We start from the raw sequence: 16,553 nt of genomic DNA, 5'->3' as shown, positions 1-16,553 counted from the left end.
AGTTGAAGGAGATAGCAGATAAAGTGGGTGGCCTTGACGTCCACCGTGACACCGTCGTTGCGTGCACGCGAGTTCGAGAGCCAGATGGCATGGTTACCCTTTCCAAGGAGACGTTCAACACGACACGCAAAGGATTAGAGGACTTGGCCCGGTTCCTCGTCGATGCTGGAGTGTCAACCGTGGTGATGGAGGCGACCGGAGTGTATTGGAAGCCGGTGTACTACGCATTGGAGGGACTCTTCCCCCAACTCTGGCTCTGTAACGCACAACATGTGAAGAACGTACCTGGCAGAAAGACGGATCTCTCGGATGCCGAGTGGCTCGCAGATGTCGCAGCCCATGGCATGGTACGACCAAGCTTTGTGCCTCCACCTGAGATCCGTGAACTTCGTGAGTTGACGCGATATCGCAAGACCCAGGTCGATGCCAGGGCGAGGGAGATCCAACGCCTCGAGAAGGTTCTCCAAGATGCTGGCATCAAGCTCACCTCGGTCGCCTCTGCGGTATGGAGCGCCTCATCGAGGGAGATCATCGAGGCCCTCATTGCGGGAGAACGAGATCCCGCAGTTCTGGCCCAGATGGCCAAGTCCAGGATGCGGGCCAAGATCCCTCAACTCGAGGAGGCACTCTATGGACACTTCGGAGCCCACCATGCCTTCGTCGCCAAACAGATCATCGACCATATCGACTATCTGGACTCTGCTATCGGGGCACTCACCCAAGAGATCTGCGAGCGTCTCCTCCCTTTTGAGTCTGCCGTCGCCTTGGTCGCATCTATTCCGGGAATCCCTACCATCACAGCTCAGGTGATCATAGCTGAGACTGGAGGTGATATGTCGAGGTTCCCAACTGCTGAACATCTATGTGCCTGGGCTGGACTAGCACCTGCTAGTTATGAGTCAGCCGGCAAGCGAAAGCCAGCAGGTACCAGACATGGATCTACGTCGTTGAGGCGTGCGATGATAGAGGCTGCCCGGGCGGCGGCACGCACAAAGGGAACCTACGCATCTGCCCAGTATGCACGAATCGCCAGGCGACGAGGCCCCAACAAGGCAGCGGTTGCGGTCGCCAACTCCATGCTCAACGTCGTCTGGCATCTCCTCACCAATGGCGAACTCTATCAAGATCTGGGGGCTGATTACTTCGAGAGTCACAACGATCCAACTGTTCAGGTAAAGCGACTGACCAAGCGGATCGAGGCTCTCGGGTTCGACGTCACCGTAACCGAAAGGGTCGCCTAGCCCTAACAGCTCACAACACCTAGACCACTCTCGCATCGTCTGATGCTTAGGTCTTGTCGTCCTTATTTTTCCTGGTAGGAGGCATTACACTTTAGAATCAGGGCGCTCCTTAGCGCTGGTAAGCCTGACTGGTCACTGCTAGCTACGGTTACCCCGGTGACAACGCATATCTCTAGCGCACTTGGTTCGTAACCGGAACCAACTAACCCAATAAGTAAGACACCAGGGAGAACCCCTTGTCCCCTCTTGCCCGTTCACGGGTTGTGTAGTTTAGAACTCTCCACATGACGGTCCCAATCTGGCCAATCACCTCAGATGCGCTCAACGACTTATCGATTCCTGGTCGATCTTGGTGCCGGATTACCGCTGATTTCCGAAGATCCATTAAAACGGTCAACGCGGCCTACAGCAGCCAAACATGTCCCGATCCAACGTGTGGGTATGTCCATAGTGACAACCGACACGGGGACATGTTTCACTGTCGCAATCCCTATTGGGATTGCAACTGGCAGGGTGATGTAGATCACGTAGCTGCCATGAACCTACTCAACAGGATCAAAGATCACCAGATCAACCGGTTCACTCCCTTTGGGGAAGTGAAGAAGATCCTAGAGGAGAGGTTCCTACGCGCAAATGGAAAGCCGGAATATCCAATTGGATACCAAGGCTAGTGCTCAACGGCTGAGACCCCAGGCGAACCACAGTTGCTAGATATGACGGTGGGAGGTACTCACAATGTGGCCCGTATGAGTCCTGTCCCCGTGGTGGGGGCAGGGGAGACTCGACGGTTGGGGAGCGAAAAGAAAAGGAGTGCCTAACAAGGTTTAAGTATTCTGGAGCGGCAGTGCTGCACTCGAGTGTAGGCGTCTAGAGCCCGTTTGCTCTTGGCAGTTGCGCGCGCGTCGATCGAGAAGCTGAGAGTGCGCGAAGTTGCTGGCGGTAATTATCGCGCCCGAAAGTTCAGGGCTCCGGATTCGATGATATAGTGAAGCGGTACACATGAAGCGATGGCTTCTCAAAGGGGGGTATTGCATTGGGGGATCGTCCGACGATCTATGCCGTTGCTGAGCACTGCGGGGTGTCCACGACGACGGTCTCTCGCGTTATGCACGACGAGAGCTTCGGCTCTATGCGAACGCGAGAACGAGTTCTCAATACGGCATTTGAACTTGGCTGGGTGCCCAATGGTGCAGCGAGGGGACTTGCCTCACGCAAGGCGGGCATGGTTGGACTCTTGTTCCCAGATCTGGGGGAGCAGGGACTGGCGGAGGAGGAGTCACCCCTCTACGTCGACCAGGTGATCAGGGGGGCGGAACGGGTAGCAACCCGAGCAGGTCAGGCAGTAGTTGTTGCGGCGGTGAGACCTTCAGGAGGAAAGGCACTTGCCTACTCTGTTGCCGGTAAGGTTGATGGGCTTGTCATCATGTCTCGCAGCCTCTCGGACAGAGATGTGATGGCGATTGCGCGATCTGTCCCAGTGGTGCTTCTTGCGCATCGGCCAGGCGGACGTTCATTTGATCAGGTGTCGGTCGACAACCGTAATGGCATGAGAGAACTCACGTTGCACCTACTCGAGCACCATGGCTATCGCGAGCTGGTTTTCGTGGGCGGCCCTCCGGGATCGCCCGACTCGAACGAGCGGTTCCGAGGGTTTTGTGAAGCGCTTACTATGGTTGGGCTTACACCACCGGGTGAAGTGACAGTTCAAGGTGGTTTTACGGAGGCGGGTGGTAGGCGCGCGATGGGTGAGCTTGTGGCCCTTGGATCCCTTCCGCGCGTGCTCGTTTTTGGTAATGATGAGATGGCAATAGGAGCGCTTGGAGTCCTCAGAGAGAAGGGTCTTCGAATTCCGGAGGATGTGGTAGTCACGGGTTTTGACTCGATAGCGGTTTCGCGGCACGTGTCACCCACTCTCACGACGGTACGTCAGCCGATGCGCGAGTTGGGTGAGGTCGCTGTCGAGTTGCTCTTGTCGAGAATTCAACGGAGCAAGTCTTCTCGCAGGTCGGTGTCTTTGTCTACGGAATTGGTGATTCGCGAGAGTTGTGGCTGTGGTGCCAGTGGTCAGGTTGACACAAGAGAGGAGTTAGGTACGTGGCAGACGAGATAGATGCGAGGCGAGACTGGGAGCTGAGGGTGTACGAGCGCTCGGACGGCGTTCACGTAGATTCTGACCAGCTGCCCGCTCTTGAGCACCTCAGAGCGGTCGCGGGTTCGGGCTGCATCACGTTGTTGTGGAACCCGGTCCCAGGGGCGATCGGCTATCTCGTGGAGTGCACGGGCAAGGATGGCAGTTCCACTGTGTTGCGCCATGGGGAGAGCGATGTTCCTGCAGTTCCCGGCGACCGCTTCGTCGTCACCGGTCTTGACGACGGCGTTGAGTACCGCTTTCGAGTTGCGGCCGTTCGCGCGCCGGAGGCACGAGATGGCGCCTGGTCGGATCCGGTCCAGATCGCTACCAGCATCGCGGATCCGGATCCTGTTGAGTTGCACGTCAAGGCGGGCCAGGTGGTGGGTCGTCTACAGCGTCTATGGAGCATGGTCGGCTCGGAGAGACTGTCACAGCTCACAATGGGATCCGATGAACACGGCAATGATATCGGAGGTGAGTTTCATGAGGCCCTTCGGATCGCCCATGATGATCTCGGGGTTCGCTGGGTGAGGGCTCACGCGATCTTTCATGACGATCTGGGCGTAGCGGAGCGAGCGGAGGATGGGCAGCTGGTCTTTGACTTCAGCGGTATTGATGTGATCTACGATTCGTTGCTCGCCATTGGGGTCAGGCCTGTGGTGGAGCTGTCATTTATGCCTCGAGCTCTCGCACTCGACCCGTCGAAGACCGTTTTCACTTACCGCGGGATTATCTCTCCGCCGAGGGACTGGCGTGAGTGGGGCCAGTTGATCAGCGAATTTGTGCAGCATCTCGTGTCCCGCTACGGTATCAACGAGGTCGCGACCTGGCCATTTGAGGTGTGGAATGAGCCGAACCTTGAGGTCTTTTGGACTGGATCAAAGGAGGACTACCTCCATCTCTATGAGGTCGCTGCCCGGGCAATCAAGGCTGTTGACACACGGCTACAGGTTGGAGGACCTTCGAGCGCGGCCAGCGAATGGGTAGAGCTCTTGGCACGATTCACTCAGGAGGTTGATTGCCCCCTTGATTTCGTGACTACGCACACCTATGGCAATCTCCCGTTGGATTTTCGGCCCATCTTGGCGCAATACGGACATGAAGGTGTCCCGATCTATTGGACGGAGTGGGGGGTGGGTAGCACACACTTTGGTCCCGTCCATGACTCCGTCTCAGGAGCTCCATTTGTGCTCTCCGGTTATCAGTCGGCCTCAAAGAGGATTGACGCGCTCTCGTATTGGGTGATCAGCGATCATTTCGAGGAGCTTGGACGTCCCCCAAGACTCTTTCATGATGGCTTTGGACTCCTCAGCGTTGGTAACCTTCGAAAACCGAGGTACTGGGCGGTCCATCTCGCCGAACATCAAGGCGAAGAGACCCTCGAGCTCGATGGTACTCCCTATGATAGCTCCGTTGAAGCGATGGCGTCGCGGCACCAAGATGGCATGATTGATGTCGTGATCTGGAACGGTTCGATCAACACCGAGATCATGCATGGCGATCCCCGACTCGATCGTGCGGTTCGAGTCACCTTCGCTGAGCTGGCAGCTGCGATGTATGACGTCAGCATTGCCCGAGTAGACCAGGAGCACTCCAATATCGTCGCACATCTACCTCAGAGTACGCAGTGGCCAGACGAAAAACAGTGGGAGGAGCTACGCAGACTCGATCGACTCTTCGTTGAAGAGCGGGAATCGTTGGCCCCGACAGAGGGGAGAGCAGAAATTACGTTGGTGCTGTCGCACCCGGGCGTCGTACGGCTGCGGCTCGCACCCACCGTCGATCGTGAGCGATTTGTGCCGGTGTCATGATGCCAGCGAACTTTTTCTTTGAGTTCTGGTCTCGTGGCGGGGCTGGATTTGTCAGGGCAATGGGACCGATCGCGACGGAGTATGGGGGTTTTGGGAAGGGAGGTGATGATAACGCTCAGCATTCATGAACCACGCTTTATGTGATCTGCGTTCGACTGAACCGGGGACCCATGCCATGTTGGGGGCGGAGATGATTGGCGATTGATATGCAAACGGTGGTCGGCAGCAACCAGGCTGGTACTGGCGCTCACCTGCAGTTTGGGAACGAGGGTTAGCGACGGCGGACGCTCGGTTGTAATGATTTTTAAAGGGGGAACCGAAATGTATCATAAGACATATAAGAAGGGAACTGGTCAGCAGTCGAGACTTGCACTGCTGGGAAAGCTTGGTCTCATGACCGGGGTGGTGACACTGTCGCTCGCGGCCTGTGGCAGCACGAACTCATCCGCATCGACTTCGACGAAGGCGACACCCGCATCAACTCAGCTCACGATAGAGGGAAATACGGCGCCAGCGACCGTAAACAATCTCAATCCCTACAATGGACAGTTCGGTGTCGATCTCATGTACAACTCACTCATGTTGGTCGATCCTATCAACGGGACGATGTCGCCGGAACTTGCAACTTCGTTCAAGGCCGTGAACTCTACCACGTTGGAGTTCACCTTGCGCAAAGGCGTCAAGTGGAGCAATGGCACGCCCTTTACGCCAGCCGATGTCGTCTTCACCTTTGACATGTTGAAGAAGTACCCGGCTCTCGATGGTGGCGGTGTGTGGAATCAGCTTTCCTCGGTTACCGCCTCAGGAGATACGATCATCTTCAAGCTCAGCGTGCCCGACGTTCCCTTGAACCTTTCACTCGCCTCGGTGCCAATCGTCTCACAGGCAGTTTGGTCGAAGGTCGCCAACCCGGCGACCTATACCGCTACCTCACCGGTGGTGACCGGACCTTACACCTTTGGGAGCTTTGCACCGACGAAGACGGTGTTCAAGAAGAACCCGCTCTCGTTCGAGGCGAGCGACGTCAAACCACAGACGGTCGCATTCTTGGTAGGCTCGGCAAGCCAGTCGACCAATGAGCTACTCGTCGCCAACGACACCTATGATTTCTCATTCAACTACTTCCCGGACGTGCAACGGACCTTTGTTGCACGGAACCCGAAGTACAACAAGTACTGGTTCCCGGCCGGTGGGGTTGTCGGGCTGTTCATGAACCTGACATCAGCTCCTTTTAACAACCCGAATTTCCGCCGAGGCATTTCATATGCTATTAACCGAAACACGGTCGAGAACAAGGCACTGTTTGGTGTAGAGCAGGTGGCTCCACAGACGGGTCTTGTCCTTCCTGGTCAACAGTCGTGGGCAGACCCGGCGATACCTAACCACGGCATGATTACCCAGAATGATCAGACGGCGTTGAAGTACTTCAAGCTCGCTGGCTATAGCCAGAAAAACGGTAAGTTGGTGAATTCGGCGGGCCAGCAGGTGAGCTTCTCGATCACGGTACCAAACAACTACAGCGACTGGGTCGCTGCCGCCCAGGAGATCAGTTCTGAGCTTGGGAAGGTTGGGATGAACGTAACTCTCAACGAGCCGACGGCTGCGGTGTATACGACCAACACGCAATCTGGTTTGTTCCAGGCTGCTATGGGAAGTTTCGGTGGGAGCGGAAACGCCTACAGTACCTTCAATCCATTGTTGAATAGCTCATTTGCCGCGCCTATCAAGTCGATTGCCGTGAGCAACTGGGGTCGCTTCAAGAGCGCAGCGGTAGATCGTGAGTTGGCGAAGCTCGCAGCAGCCACGACGAACTCAGCGATGATCAAGGCGACCTATCCACTGCAAGAGGTCATGTACACCCAGGCTCCGGTGATTGACTTGTACTACGGCGGCATGTGGGGTCTCTATAGTACCAAACACTGGGTCGGATGGCCCTCCGCGAAGAACCCGTATACGCTGCCGGCAACCTGGGATGACGACCTACTCGCCATCTTGATGCACGTACGTCCAGCCTAGGGTGGCGTGTTGGACTGGTGACTGAAACAGAGGGGAGGGGTCAGGTTGCGCTATTTTCTACGAAAGTTAGCGATGTTTGCGCTGACGCTGTGGGCAGCAGTGACGCTGAACTTCATCATCCCTCGACTCATGCCCGGGTCACCAGTCCAGGCCGCCCTATCGCGGCTGGCTGCCACCGGGCAGACGGTGACCGAGGCGATGAAGCGCGCCGTTGAGATTCAGCTTGGCTTACCGCATGCAAGCCTGTGGGTGCAGTATGGCGACTATCTACTCGGCATCATGCATCTCAGGTTTGGCATGACCTATTCGATCACGGATGTGTCGGTTACTCGTGCCATCCTCGCTGCGGCTCCCTGGACGATCGTGTTAGTTGGCACGAGCACGGTGATCGCGTTCGTCATCGGGACACTATTGGGGGTGTATGCAGGCTGGCGCCGACAGACCAAGGTCGACAGCGCCGTCACGATTGGTTCGACCTTCTTCTCTGCCTTCCCCCCGTTCTTCCTCGGGCTTCTTCTCCTCTATTTCCTTGGATTCAAGTATCACATGTTTCCATTGACCGGTGGCTACACTCCGGGTGCCGTGCCGCACTTGACGTTGTCCTTTCTTGGTGATGCCATCTACCACTCCATTTTGCCTGCAGTCACGTTGGTGGTGACATCACTAGCTGGCTGGGTGCTTGGGATGCGCAACAATATGATCAATACGCTGGGTGAAGATTACGTGCTCTTTGCTGAAGCCAATGGGCTTAGGGACCGTACGATTGCCTTGCTCTACGTCGCGCGCAACGCACTGCTCCCGAACGTGACTGGTTTTGGCCTCGCACTTGGTGCGGTCATTGGCGGTTCGGTACTGGTAGAGAGCATCTTCGGCTATCCGGGTATCGGAAGCCTGTTGCTTTTAGCGGTCAATAACCGCGACTATCCGCTGATGCAGGCGATCTTTCTACTGATCACCGTCAGCATGCTCGTGACGATTTTCGTTGTCGATCTCCTGTATGGGCTGCTGGATCCTCGGGTGCGTGGAACGTGAGTAGGGTGAGTTGGCCCAAGCCGATACGAGGAATGAAAGGACGTTGCTGATGGCGATCGTACCTCCAACGATGTCACCACAGGGGGCATCCATGACGGATTCGGGTGCTGTTCGCCCCAGCGCTCGATCACTACACTTCGTAGCTAGGGCTCTTGGGGCCCTTTGGTCGAACCGCAAGTCGCGTGTTGGTCTGGCTCTCTTGGCCTTCTTCATTTTGGTGGCGATCTTTGCTCCATGGCTAGCGCCGCACTCGCCGACCGCGACCAACTTTCGCCCCTACCAAAATCCGAATTCGGTGAACTGGTTGGGCACTACCGGGAACGGCCAGGATGTTCTCTCGCAAATGATCTACGGGACGCGAGTGTCGCTGCTCGTCGGTCTTGGTGCAGGGTTGCTGGCGACCTTTCTTGCCTTGTTGATTGGGCTGATAGCTGGTTTTCGCCCTGGTGTCGTAGACGATGTGCTCAGCTTCACGACCAACCTCGCACTCGTACTGCCCGGACTGCCTCTGATGATCGTCATCGCGGCGTACCTTAGGAGCAACTCAACCTGGATGATTTTGCTGGTGATTGGCTTTACTGGCTGGGCTACCGGTGCCCGAGTGATGCGGAGCCAGACTGCCACCTTGCGAACGCGAGATTTCGTGACCGCCGCGACCTTCTCGGGTGAGCGTCTGTTCCGAATCGTCTTTCGGGAGATTCTTCCGAACATGGTTTCGCTCGCAGCGGCGAGCTTCTTCGGTGCCGCTACCGCTGCGGTGATAGCCGCCGCGAGCCTGGAGTTCTTGGGCATGGGAAACCCGAACTCGGTGAGCTGGGGCTCGATCCTCTATTGGGCCGAGAACGACAACGCCCTGCTGACCGGCCAGTGGGTACTCGTCTTGGTCCCGGGAATGGCCATTGTCATGCTCGCCCTTTCGTTTATCCTGATCAACTTCGGAATCGACGCACTCTCGAATCCACGACTGAGGGAGCGCTGAGCGATGTTGTTAGAGGCCAGTGGTGTCAACGTCGTCTATCAGCCGGGCCGCGGTGAGAGAATCTGGGCCGTTCGTGACGTCGACCTTTCGTTGCGCGAAGGCGAGTTCGTAGGGATTGTCGGCGAGTCAGGATGTGGGAAGTCGACGCTTGGCTTCGCCCTCACGCAGATGTTACGTCCACCGGCGGTGCTTGACAGTGGGATGATCGCTTTCCGAGGAACCGACATTGCGAGCCTAAAGGGGGACAAACTGAGACGACAGCGCCGTCGAGGATTTGCCTTGGTTCTCCAGAGTGGCATGAACGCACTCAACCCTGTGCGCTCGATCGAACGCCACATCGGCGACCTACTCAAGGCGCATCCTTTGCCCGGCGAGCACTGGAGTGGGGAGGCTATACGATCTCGGGGTAGAGAGCTGATGGGTATGGTGGAACTCGATGCCAGCGTACTCAGCCGGTTCCCACATGAACTTTCGGGTGGTATGCGACAGCGAGCCGCTATCGCTCTTGCCTTGGCACTCGAGCCTGAGTTGATCGTCTTCGATGAGCCCACCACCGCCCTCGACGTGATTGTGCAGGCTGCACTCATGGATATGATCAAGGGATTACAGCGCTCCCGCGGATTTACCGCCGTACTCATTAGCCACGATATGTCGGTTGTGCTCGATGCCACTGATCGTACGATCGTGATGTACGCCGGTCGCATTGTCGAGGATCGTCGCTCGGTAGATATGGTTCCGGACAGGATTCACCACCCATATACTGAGGCGCTGTTTGGTTGCTACGCTGATCCGAGGACTGACGAGGTCGTGCTTTTGGACATACCGGGTACGCCTCCAGATCTGTCGCTCGCGGATCATGACTGCTCTTTTGCCCCACGGTGCACATCAGCTATTGATATTTGTTTTCGCGAACGCCCCCGGCTCTGCGACGTTGGTGGCGGTCGGGTGGCCTGCCATCTCTACTCCGAGGCGCGGAGGGAGGTTAGCTGATGTCGACGAAGTCTTATCCTGCAGATCCCGTTCCCAGGCTGGCATCCACACTATCGGTCAATGGCGTCTCGAAGCGTTACCGTCAGCGTGGTAAGGGGCGCAAGCTGACCGTGGCTGTCGACAATGTCTCGTTTACGATTCCACCGGGTGCCGCCGTGGGGCTCGTAGGGGCGAGTGGCAGTGGCAAATCTACGATTGGTCGATTGGTTACCGGTACGGAGCGCCCAGATTCGGGTCAAATCAGATTCGGCGATCTGCAAATTGAGCGACTCAGCCATCGCTCGCTACATACCTTGCACCGCAAGGTACAGATGGTGTTTCAGGATCCGTATGGTGCACTAAATCCGGTTCATACCGTCGGGTATACGGTGAGTCGACCGTGCGTGAATTATCTCGGGATGTCAGCATCGGAGGCATTCGACAGGGCGGGGCAGCTGTTGGATCGGGTGGGTTTGGCCCCATCAGGGCAGTTTCTCAGTAAATTACCGCATCAATTGTCTGGTGGCCAACGCCAGCGAGTGGTGATCGCTCGTGCGTTGGCATGCGAACCTGAGTTTCTGGTCGCAGATGAGCCGGTGTCGATGTTAGATGTGTCGCTTCGCGCTGGAATATTGAGGCTGTTGGCGGATCTCCAGCGCGAGAACGGACTCAGTCTGTTATATATCACCCACGATCTCTTGAGTGCAAGGGTGTTGACCGATCATATCTTGGTGCTCAACAAGGGGATAATTGTGGAGCAGGGCGCGACGGTGGAGGTCTTGCGCAACCCACAAGACCCCTACACGGTCAAGTTGCTTGATGCGCTGGTTACGCCCGAGCTCGCTAAAAACCGGCCGCTCCAGATGCGCGCTGAGGCTGAGGAGGTCATTGGACCCACCGAAGACAGCAGCATCGTTGGATGAGGCGTCGATGCGCAACGTTGTTGGCCTTCTGAGTCGCCGACCGCTTGTGGCATTCGTCTTGTCGCTAAGGGCGAAGGAGACGTCACTGTCCGTTATTCGGCGCGTGATATGGACATTGAGAGTAGCGCACGCGGGCCGAGCGCAGTCCGCCACGACAGAGGATCGTGCATGCTCAATTTCCAAGATACACCATTGGACTTCGCTCAACGATCCTTACCTCACAACTCCCAGTTGTCAACTGGTACGCAAGTATTGGTGACACGACGATCGCTGACGCTCTTCTTGACCGCCTGACCACGAACCTTCACCGCATCGAACTGAACGGAGAATCAATCCTGGGATCGTGCGCTAGATGCTATCGTTTCGGCGGATCACAAGCAACGAGACTCGGTCTGGTCGATGGTCGGCAATACGCTTGCCTCTCTAGCGGACCCTCGTGTTCTCGCTGCTGTCTCGCCGAGCGACGAGGAGTCATTCGATCCCGCTGACTTTCTCAGGCGTCGCGGAACCCTCTATCTCTTTGGTGCAGCCAGCGGTACATCGGCCACTGCTGGTTTGGTATCGGCACTCATTGAGGACGTGGTTGAGGTTGCTCGCTGGATGGCTGCGGCTTCCCCTGGAGCTCGGCCCGATCCGCCCCCTCACGCTCATCTTGGACGAGGCTGCAAACTATCCGCTGCCATCTCTTGGGTCACTTATGTCAGAAGGAGGCGGTACCGGTATCACTACGATGGTTGTGCTGCAATCGCTAGCGCAAGCGAGAGATCGGTGGGGATCCGAGACAGCTGGAGCTGATTCGCCACTTCTTCGCCTAACTTACCTGCGATGGGCATAGGGTCCGATATCGCCTTCGAGAATCCTGCACCAAGAATCAAGACCCGTTTGGGGACCGCGCCGCCCCGAAGAGTTCCACCAACTTTCCGGCTGCAGTCTAGATCGGTGGGTCGAGTCGGAAAGTAACGAGTGTCTTTGAGCCTGGGTCGAGTTCGATGTACTCCATCAAAGTTGCTTTGTCCCAGTGATTTTCAACCGCCCCCGGGATGTATTGGATAGAAGTAGCACCGTGCTTCGAGAAGGTTCCGGGAGTCATCAACGCAAGTTAGAATGCCGACGGTATGGCCGATTCGGCGGTAACGTTCAGGTAGATATGGGCGATCTCATAGGTAGCTGGATCGGATAACATGAGATGTTGTGCCATTGCATTGAGAAAGCCGCAGATAGCGTCTGAGATCGATGGCTTAAATTGCGTTGTCAGGAAAACAGTCTCTCAAGGTTAGGTCATTTAGAGATGAGTATGGTGGAGAACGAGGACTTGGTAGAGGTCGTACGCCGGGAGCAGCAACTACTGGACCCAACCATCCGCGGATCGGGCCAGCGTGTGCGAGAGTTGTTGCATCCTGACTTCGTCGAATATGGGGCGTCCGGACGCACCTGGGACCGTGCCACGGTGTCCGCAGCGTTAAGTGCCAATCCGCGAGTGTCTGGAAAGGGTACGGACTTTTTACCAATAGCGCTAGCTGACAATGTCATACTGCTCACTTACCGAATCGAGGGTACGGCTGGATCTCTCCGTAGTTCAATATGGGTCAAAGACTCGGGATCCGATTGGCGCATTCGGTTCCATCAAGGGACGAGGTCAATGGCAAAGGAATAGGCACTCCCTTCGCCCTGGGCGGGCTCCCTGCCGGCCCGTGTCAAGCGAGAATTGTTGTCGTTGTATTTCCCCTGCGTCACTCTGTATTTAACGAATTCGACTGAGACTCCGCTGAAAGTCCTTAGCAGACATGCAATAATGCACGCATGTGGACAATTAAGTGCAGGGTAACGGATGTCAAAATTGCACGCAGTATCGCTGTCCTCCAAGGCTTGCTGGTCAGTCGTCGATAGTCCACTCGACATGAAACAATTGATCACACTCGCTTGGGTCGTCTCACGACCTATAAAGCGGGACTCAGGCAGGCAGGAACATTGTGTTCCGTTTCCCATTTGATAAGCATGGACGGCGCCAGGGTTCCGTGGGCTTGGCTATCCACATATCAACAATGAATCAGAAGAGGCACAAGGAGAGAGGTTGAGGGCGTCGCGTGGCCTTTATTCGTGCTCTGGCCGAAAGTGTGCGAATGTGTATGGCGATTCGACGTGCAGCTATCCTAGGCAACCGCTCAAACTTTACTCGGGGCTTCTTGCCATCAAATAGTGGCCATAACCTGCGGGATTGTGGTGGAGGTGATGGGACTCGAACCCACGAACCTCTTGACTGCCAGTTCCGCAAAGTAGGGTTTATAGGGTCTCATTGAGTCTAACAAAGTGCATCTGCGCTGGGATTATGCATTTTGGGGTAAGTCACCCCAGGCCACGTCCATGACCCCATAGGCAACCGGATAGGCAACCGGCTAGGGTGAAAGAATGCGAGGTCGAAGGACGCTTGGCCAAGGCAGCATCTATCGCTATGGCGACCAGTGGCGTGCCCTATTGAAGTGGACGGGACCCGACGGTAAAGTCATCACCCGATCGAAGCGATGTCGCACCAAGGCAGAGGCAGAAGCTGCACTGGCGAAGTTTCGCGGTATCCGTGATGCCGGCGTCACCGAGAACGCAACTACGACCATTGACATGTTGCTCACCCGATGGCTCACAACCCATGAAGGCGATATCGCTAGCTCCACCTTGGTACAGTACGAGTGGGCTACAAGGCATATCACCAAGAGGTTGGGATCTGTCCGGATCGAACGGCTCACCCCGGCGATGGTCGATCGCTTCGTGGATCAACTCGCAGAGTCCGGTTTGTCACCTCGTTCACGTCGCCTCATCCGAGTCGTACTCTCCCAAGCCTGCAAGGCAGCCGTTGGCTGGCGATTGATCCCGGCAAACCCCTGTGATCATGCGAGGCCGATCAAGTTAGAGCGACGAGAGCCAGAGGCTCTCAGTGTTGAGGAGGCCAGACGACTCCTCAGTGCCGCCAAGGAGGACCGACTCGGCGTCCTCTGGCTCTTACTTCTCGCTTTGGGTCTACGCCGGGGTGAAGCGTTGGCTTTGCGCTGGAGCGATCTTGATCTCATATCAAAGACGCTTACCATCACGCGTGCGCGAGTGAAATCGGGTGCCAAGGTGATCGAGGGACCGACCAAGACCGCCCGCTCAACCCGTACCGTACCCCTTCCCGCCTTTCTCGTTAGCGCACTCCGAGAGCATCGAGTAACCCAACGCCAAGAACACGAGAAGCTGACAGAGTTGGGCTTTACCCCAGCAAGCGAGTATCTGTTCACCTCACACTTTGGTCGTCCCCTTGACCCGGATAACACCTCACATGCCTTTCAAGCCTTTGCGGCACGAGCTGGTCTTGGTAAACGCCATGTCCATGAGTTACGCCACGCCGCCGCCTCCTTGATGCTGGCGGCTGGAACCCCATTACCTGAGGTATCTCGAGTGCTCGGCCACAGCTCCACCCGGATCACCGATGAGGTCTATGCACACCTTGGACACGAGGCTCTCCGGGGTGCAGTGGATCGGCTGGCTGGGGTGCTGGATCCACCGAAGCCCTAATCAACCATATCAAGAACCATAGGAACTCGCCATTTTCCGACCAGCATACCACAACCTAATTTCGCGACTCAACCAAGGGTTCATGCGACCGCAATCCAGCGCGAAGTACTTGGCTCAGCGCTTGAGGGTTGCACTCAGTTCCTATTTACCGCTAATTTTAGAAGGCTCCGAAGGCAAGGACCGGCTCCGCACGTGAAGCTCACTTGCCTGATTGCTTAACGGTTCAACGACCACCACTGTCTTGACTGACCTTATTTTCCTGAATCCGACGAACTGCTTAGACGGACGGCGCTGTCTATCAGGGTAGATGAGCAAGAGTCCCGATTGTTCGGGGCTAGCACGCCGGTTGTTGGGGCTAAACCAATCCCCGATTTTGCCTATCTGCACCGGGAGTTGGCGCGTCCCCACATGACGTTAATGCTCCTCTGGGTCGAGTACCGAGAGGAGCATCCCGATGGCTGTGGCTACACTCAGTTCTGCGAGTACTACCGACGATTTGCAGGTAGCCTTCTACGCCCAGATCTTCGTCGCCGTCCTTGGGGCCTCGAACCTGACCTACGTAGAGGCTTTGGCGAATCAGAACCTCTATCACGTCATTGGTGCTCACACCCGCGCGTTTAGCTCCTTTGGCGGGGTGACAGATGCGATCGTGTGTGACGGTATGCGTACCGCGGTTACCAAGGCTGACCGGTATGAGCCTGTTCCCAATGCGACCTACCTTGAGATGGCCACACACTATCAGATGACCGTACTGCCTGCTCGTCCCTATCACCCACGGGAGTGGGTAAGACCTATGTGGCGTGTGCCCTTGGGCATGCGGCCATCCGTCAGGGGCACTCGGCTCTCTATCTGCGGTATCCGCGAATGCTCGAAGAGCTTGGCATCGCCCGCGGTGATTCCGAGACTGGCACGTCTCATGAATGCCTGGTCCAAGGTGGAGGTGTTGATACTTGATGACTTTCTCATTCGACCCATCAACCCAGATGCTGCCAGTGATACCTTAGAGGTGATCGAGGATCGTCATGGACTTCGCTCAACGATCCTTACCTCACAACTCCCAGTTGCCAACTGGTACGCAAGCATTGGTGACCCGACGATCGCTGACGCTCTTCTTGACCGCTTAACAACGAACCTTCACCGCATCGAACTCAACGGAGAATCGATGCGCAAGGTAACCCAACCACCCGAAGCACAGGGATGAGGAGAGGTCCAACACCTAAGATGAGAACGATTGATCACCGACCAAGAACCATCACCAGAAGGGAGGTGAAATAGGGGTTAGGCGTGCACGGTCATTTGCAAAGTAGGGGTGGGATTCCAAGTAGATCAAGGGTAATGTCGGGTTGACGGGCAAGCTGGCGGGTTGCCGCTGCGATGTTGACCCTTAGGGGCGCGGCATAACGTATGATTCCGATAGCTAGATTGCGTAGTGTTGCAAGGATGCGAGGAAGTGTTCCGGTACGGACTTGTGAGCGGTCCTCGTCAAAGGTGTTGTCGCGGACCCAATGGAGGCTTTCGATCGACCAGTGGTCTCTCACGAGTCGAAGGAGATGCTCAGGGTCTGCGTCGTCTGCGGTAAGGTCTGTGACGTAGTAACGGGTCTCGATGCTGGTGCGAACGTCATTGAGGGTGGATGACTCGCGTTCGACGATGATGTAGAGATTCGCATGAGGAAACTCTGTCGAAGCAGGAACCGGGGCACTCCAGACCCGATGACGGTCGATGCGGCCATGACCGCGTGTGCATGTCTCGTACTCTGGGTGATCGCGATCGATCTCATCGCCTACGATGACTGCAGCATTGTGCAACCGTGGCTGATTACCCTTGACACCGAAGATGTAGTGAGCCTTCTTGGATTCGACGATGAAGCTAGCAGCCTTTCTCTGGGCATGCAGTGCATCAGCGGTG

15 protein-coding genes are annotated in these 16,553 nt (G+C 56.4%); 14 read left to right on the top strand and 1 reads right to left on the bottom strand.

Annotated elements, in window-relative coordinates; genetic code table 11:
* The first annotated feature begins 2 nt into the window (after nt 1–2).
* From FEAC_RS13715 to FEAC_RS16605, 14 genes are all read left to right on the top strand, one after another.
* The gene (locus tag FEAC_RS13715) at nt 3–1,241 is read left to right on the top strand and encodes an IS110 family RNA-guided transposase (RefSeq protein ID WP_052566551.1); all 1,239 of its coding nucleotides are present in this window, start codon (nt 3–5) and stop codon (nt 1,239–1,241) included.
* A 284-nt stretch (nt 1,242–1,525) separates the two neighbouring features.
* Nucleotides 1,526–1,912, top strand: coding sequence for a zinc ribbon domain-containing protein (locus FEAC_RS14955; RefSeq protein ID WP_081901261.1), 387 nt, complete (start codon nt 1,526–1,528; stop codon nt 1,910–1,912).
* Nucleotides 1,913–2,274: 362 nt separating this feature from the next.
* Nucleotides 2,275–3,351: a LacI family DNA-binding transcriptional regulator gene (locus tag FEAC_RS13705; protein ID WP_035391677.1), complete on the top strand. Its 1,077-nt coding sequence runs from the start codon at nt 2,275–2,277 to the stop codon at nt 3,349–3,351.
* A complete protein-coding gene (locus FEAC_RS13700; RefSeq protein WP_052566549.1) occupies nt 3,336–5,183 on the top strand; it encodes a GH39 family glycosyl hydrolase in 1,848 nt (615 codons plus the stop codon). Before FEAC_RS13705 ends, FEAC_RS13700 begins: the two co-directional genes overlap by 16 nt.
* A 321-nt stretch (nt 5,184–5,504) precedes the next feature.
* The gene (locus FEAC_RS13695) at nt 5,505–7,199 is read left to right on the top strand and encodes an ABC transporter substrate-binding protein (RefSeq protein WP_035391679.1); all 1,695 of its coding nucleotides are present in this window, start codon (nt 5,505–5,507) and stop codon (nt 7,197–7,199) included.
* A 45-nt stretch (nt 7,200–7,244) separates the two neighbouring features.
* Nucleotides 7,245–8,231: an ABC transporter permease gene (locus tag FEAC_RS13690; protein WP_035391681.1), complete on the top strand. Its 987-nt coding sequence runs from the start codon at nt 7,245–7,247 to the stop codon at nt 8,229–8,231.
* 49 nt (nt 8,232–8,280) lie between these two features.
* On the top strand, nt 8,281–9,210 hold the full coding sequence (locus tag FEAC_RS13685; RefSeq protein WP_236684671.1) for an ABC transporter permease: 930 nt from the start codon (nt 8,281–8,283) through the stop codon (nt 9,208–9,210).
* Between the two features lie 3 nt (nt 9,211–9,213).
* The gene (locus FEAC_RS13680) at nt 9,214–10,200 is read left to right on the top strand and encodes an ABC transporter ATP-binding protein (RefSeq protein ID WP_035391683.1); all 987 of its coding nucleotides are present in this window, start codon (nt 9,214–9,216) and stop codon (nt 10,198–10,200) included.
* Entirely contained in the window at nt 10,200–11,102 is a 903-nt protein-coding gene (locus FEAC_RS13675; protein WP_052566547.1) for an ABC transporter ATP-binding protein, read from the top strand. The genes FEAC_RS13680 and FEAC_RS13675 overlap by 1 nt, the downstream gene beginning before the upstream one ends.
* Before the next feature lie 164 nt (nt 11,103–11,266).
* Nucleotides 11,267–11,590 (top strand): ATP-binding protein, encoded by a 324-nt coding sequence (locus tag FEAC_RS16540; RefSeq protein WP_160290421.1) that lies wholly within the window; start codon nt 11,267–11,269, stop codon nt 11,588–11,590.
* Nucleotides 11,591–11,799: 209 nt separating this feature from the next.
* Nucleotides 11,800–11,937 carry a TraM recognition domain-containing protein gene (locus tag FEAC_RS16535; RefSeq protein ID WP_346660028.1) on the top strand — a complete coding sequence of 46 codons (138 nt, stop codon included), beginning with the start codon at nt 11,800–11,802 and terminating at the stop codon, nt 11,935–11,937.
* A 453-nt stretch (nt 11,938–12,390) separates the two neighbouring features.
* Nucleotides 12,391–12,756 carry a nuclear transport factor 2 family protein gene (locus FEAC_RS13665; RefSeq protein WP_052566544.1) on the top strand — a complete coding sequence of 122 codons (366 nt, stop codon included), beginning with the start codon at nt 12,391–12,393 and terminating at the stop codon, nt 12,754–12,756.
* Nucleotides 12,757–13,508: 752 nt separating this feature from the next.
* On the top strand, nt 13,509–14,645 hold the full coding sequence (locus tag FEAC_RS13660) for a tyrosine-type recombinase/integrase (protein WP_035391688.1): 1,137 nt from the start codon (nt 13,509–13,511) through the stop codon (nt 14,643–14,645).
* A 454-nt stretch (nt 14,646–15,099) separates the two neighbouring features.
* Entirely contained in the window at nt 15,100–15,846 is a 747-nt protein-coding gene (locus tag FEAC_RS16605) for an ATP-binding protein (protein ID WP_052566543.1), read from the top strand.
* 91 nt (nt 15,847–15,937) lie between these two features.
* Here FEAC_RS16605 and FEAC_RS13650 read toward each other — a convergent pair.
* The coding region (locus FEAC_RS13650) for an ISAs1 family transposase (protein ID WP_052566541.1) at nt 15,938–16,553 on the bottom strand (616 nt) is incomplete at its 5' end.

Source organism: Ferrimicrobium acidiphilum DSM 19497 (assembly GCF_000949255.1).
In the GTDB taxonomy this organism is placed as follows: Bacteria; Actinomycetota; Acidimicrobiia; order Acidimicrobiales; family Acidimicrobiaceae; genus Ferrimicrobium; species Ferrimicrobium acidiphilum.
Note: the sequence above shows the minus strand (reverse complement) of the source record. Positions and strands in the feature narration are given on the sequence as shown.

Coding starts and splice junctions, on each gene's coding strand:
- FEAC_RS14955 (WP_081901261.1), top strand. CDS start 1,526: ATGACGGTCCCAATCTGGCCAATCACCTCAGATGCGCTCAACGACTTA.
- FEAC_RS13695 (WP_035391679.1), top strand. CDS start 5,505: ATGTATCATAAGACATATAAGAAGGGAACTGGTCAGCAGTCGAGACTT.
- FEAC_RS13685 (WP_236684671.1), top strand. CDS start 8,281: ATGGCGATCGTACCTCCAACGATGTCACCACAGGGGGCATCCATGACG.
- FEAC_RS13680 (WP_035391683.1), top strand. CDS start 9,214: ATGTTGTTAGAGGCCAGTGGTGTCAACGTCGTCTATCAGCCGGGCCGC.
- FEAC_RS13675 (WP_052566547.1), top strand. CDS start 10,200: ATGTCGACGAAGTCTTATCCTGCAGATCCCGTTCCCAGGCTGGCATCC.
- FEAC_RS16535 (WP_346660028.1), top strand. CDS start 11,800: ATGTCAGAAGGAGGCGGTACCGGTATCACTACGATGGTTGTGCTGCAA.
- FEAC_RS13665 (WP_052566544.1), top strand. CDS start 12,391: ATGAGTATGGTGGAGAACGAGGACTTGGTAGAGGTCGTACGCCGGGAG.
- FEAC_RS13660 (WP_035391688.1), top strand. CDS start 13,509: ATGCGAGGTCGAAGGACGCTTGGCCAAGGCAGCATCTATCGCTATGGC.
- FEAC_RS16605 (WP_052566543.1), top strand. CDS start 15,100: ATGGCTGTGGCTACACTCAGTTCTGCGAGTACTACCGACGATTTGCAG.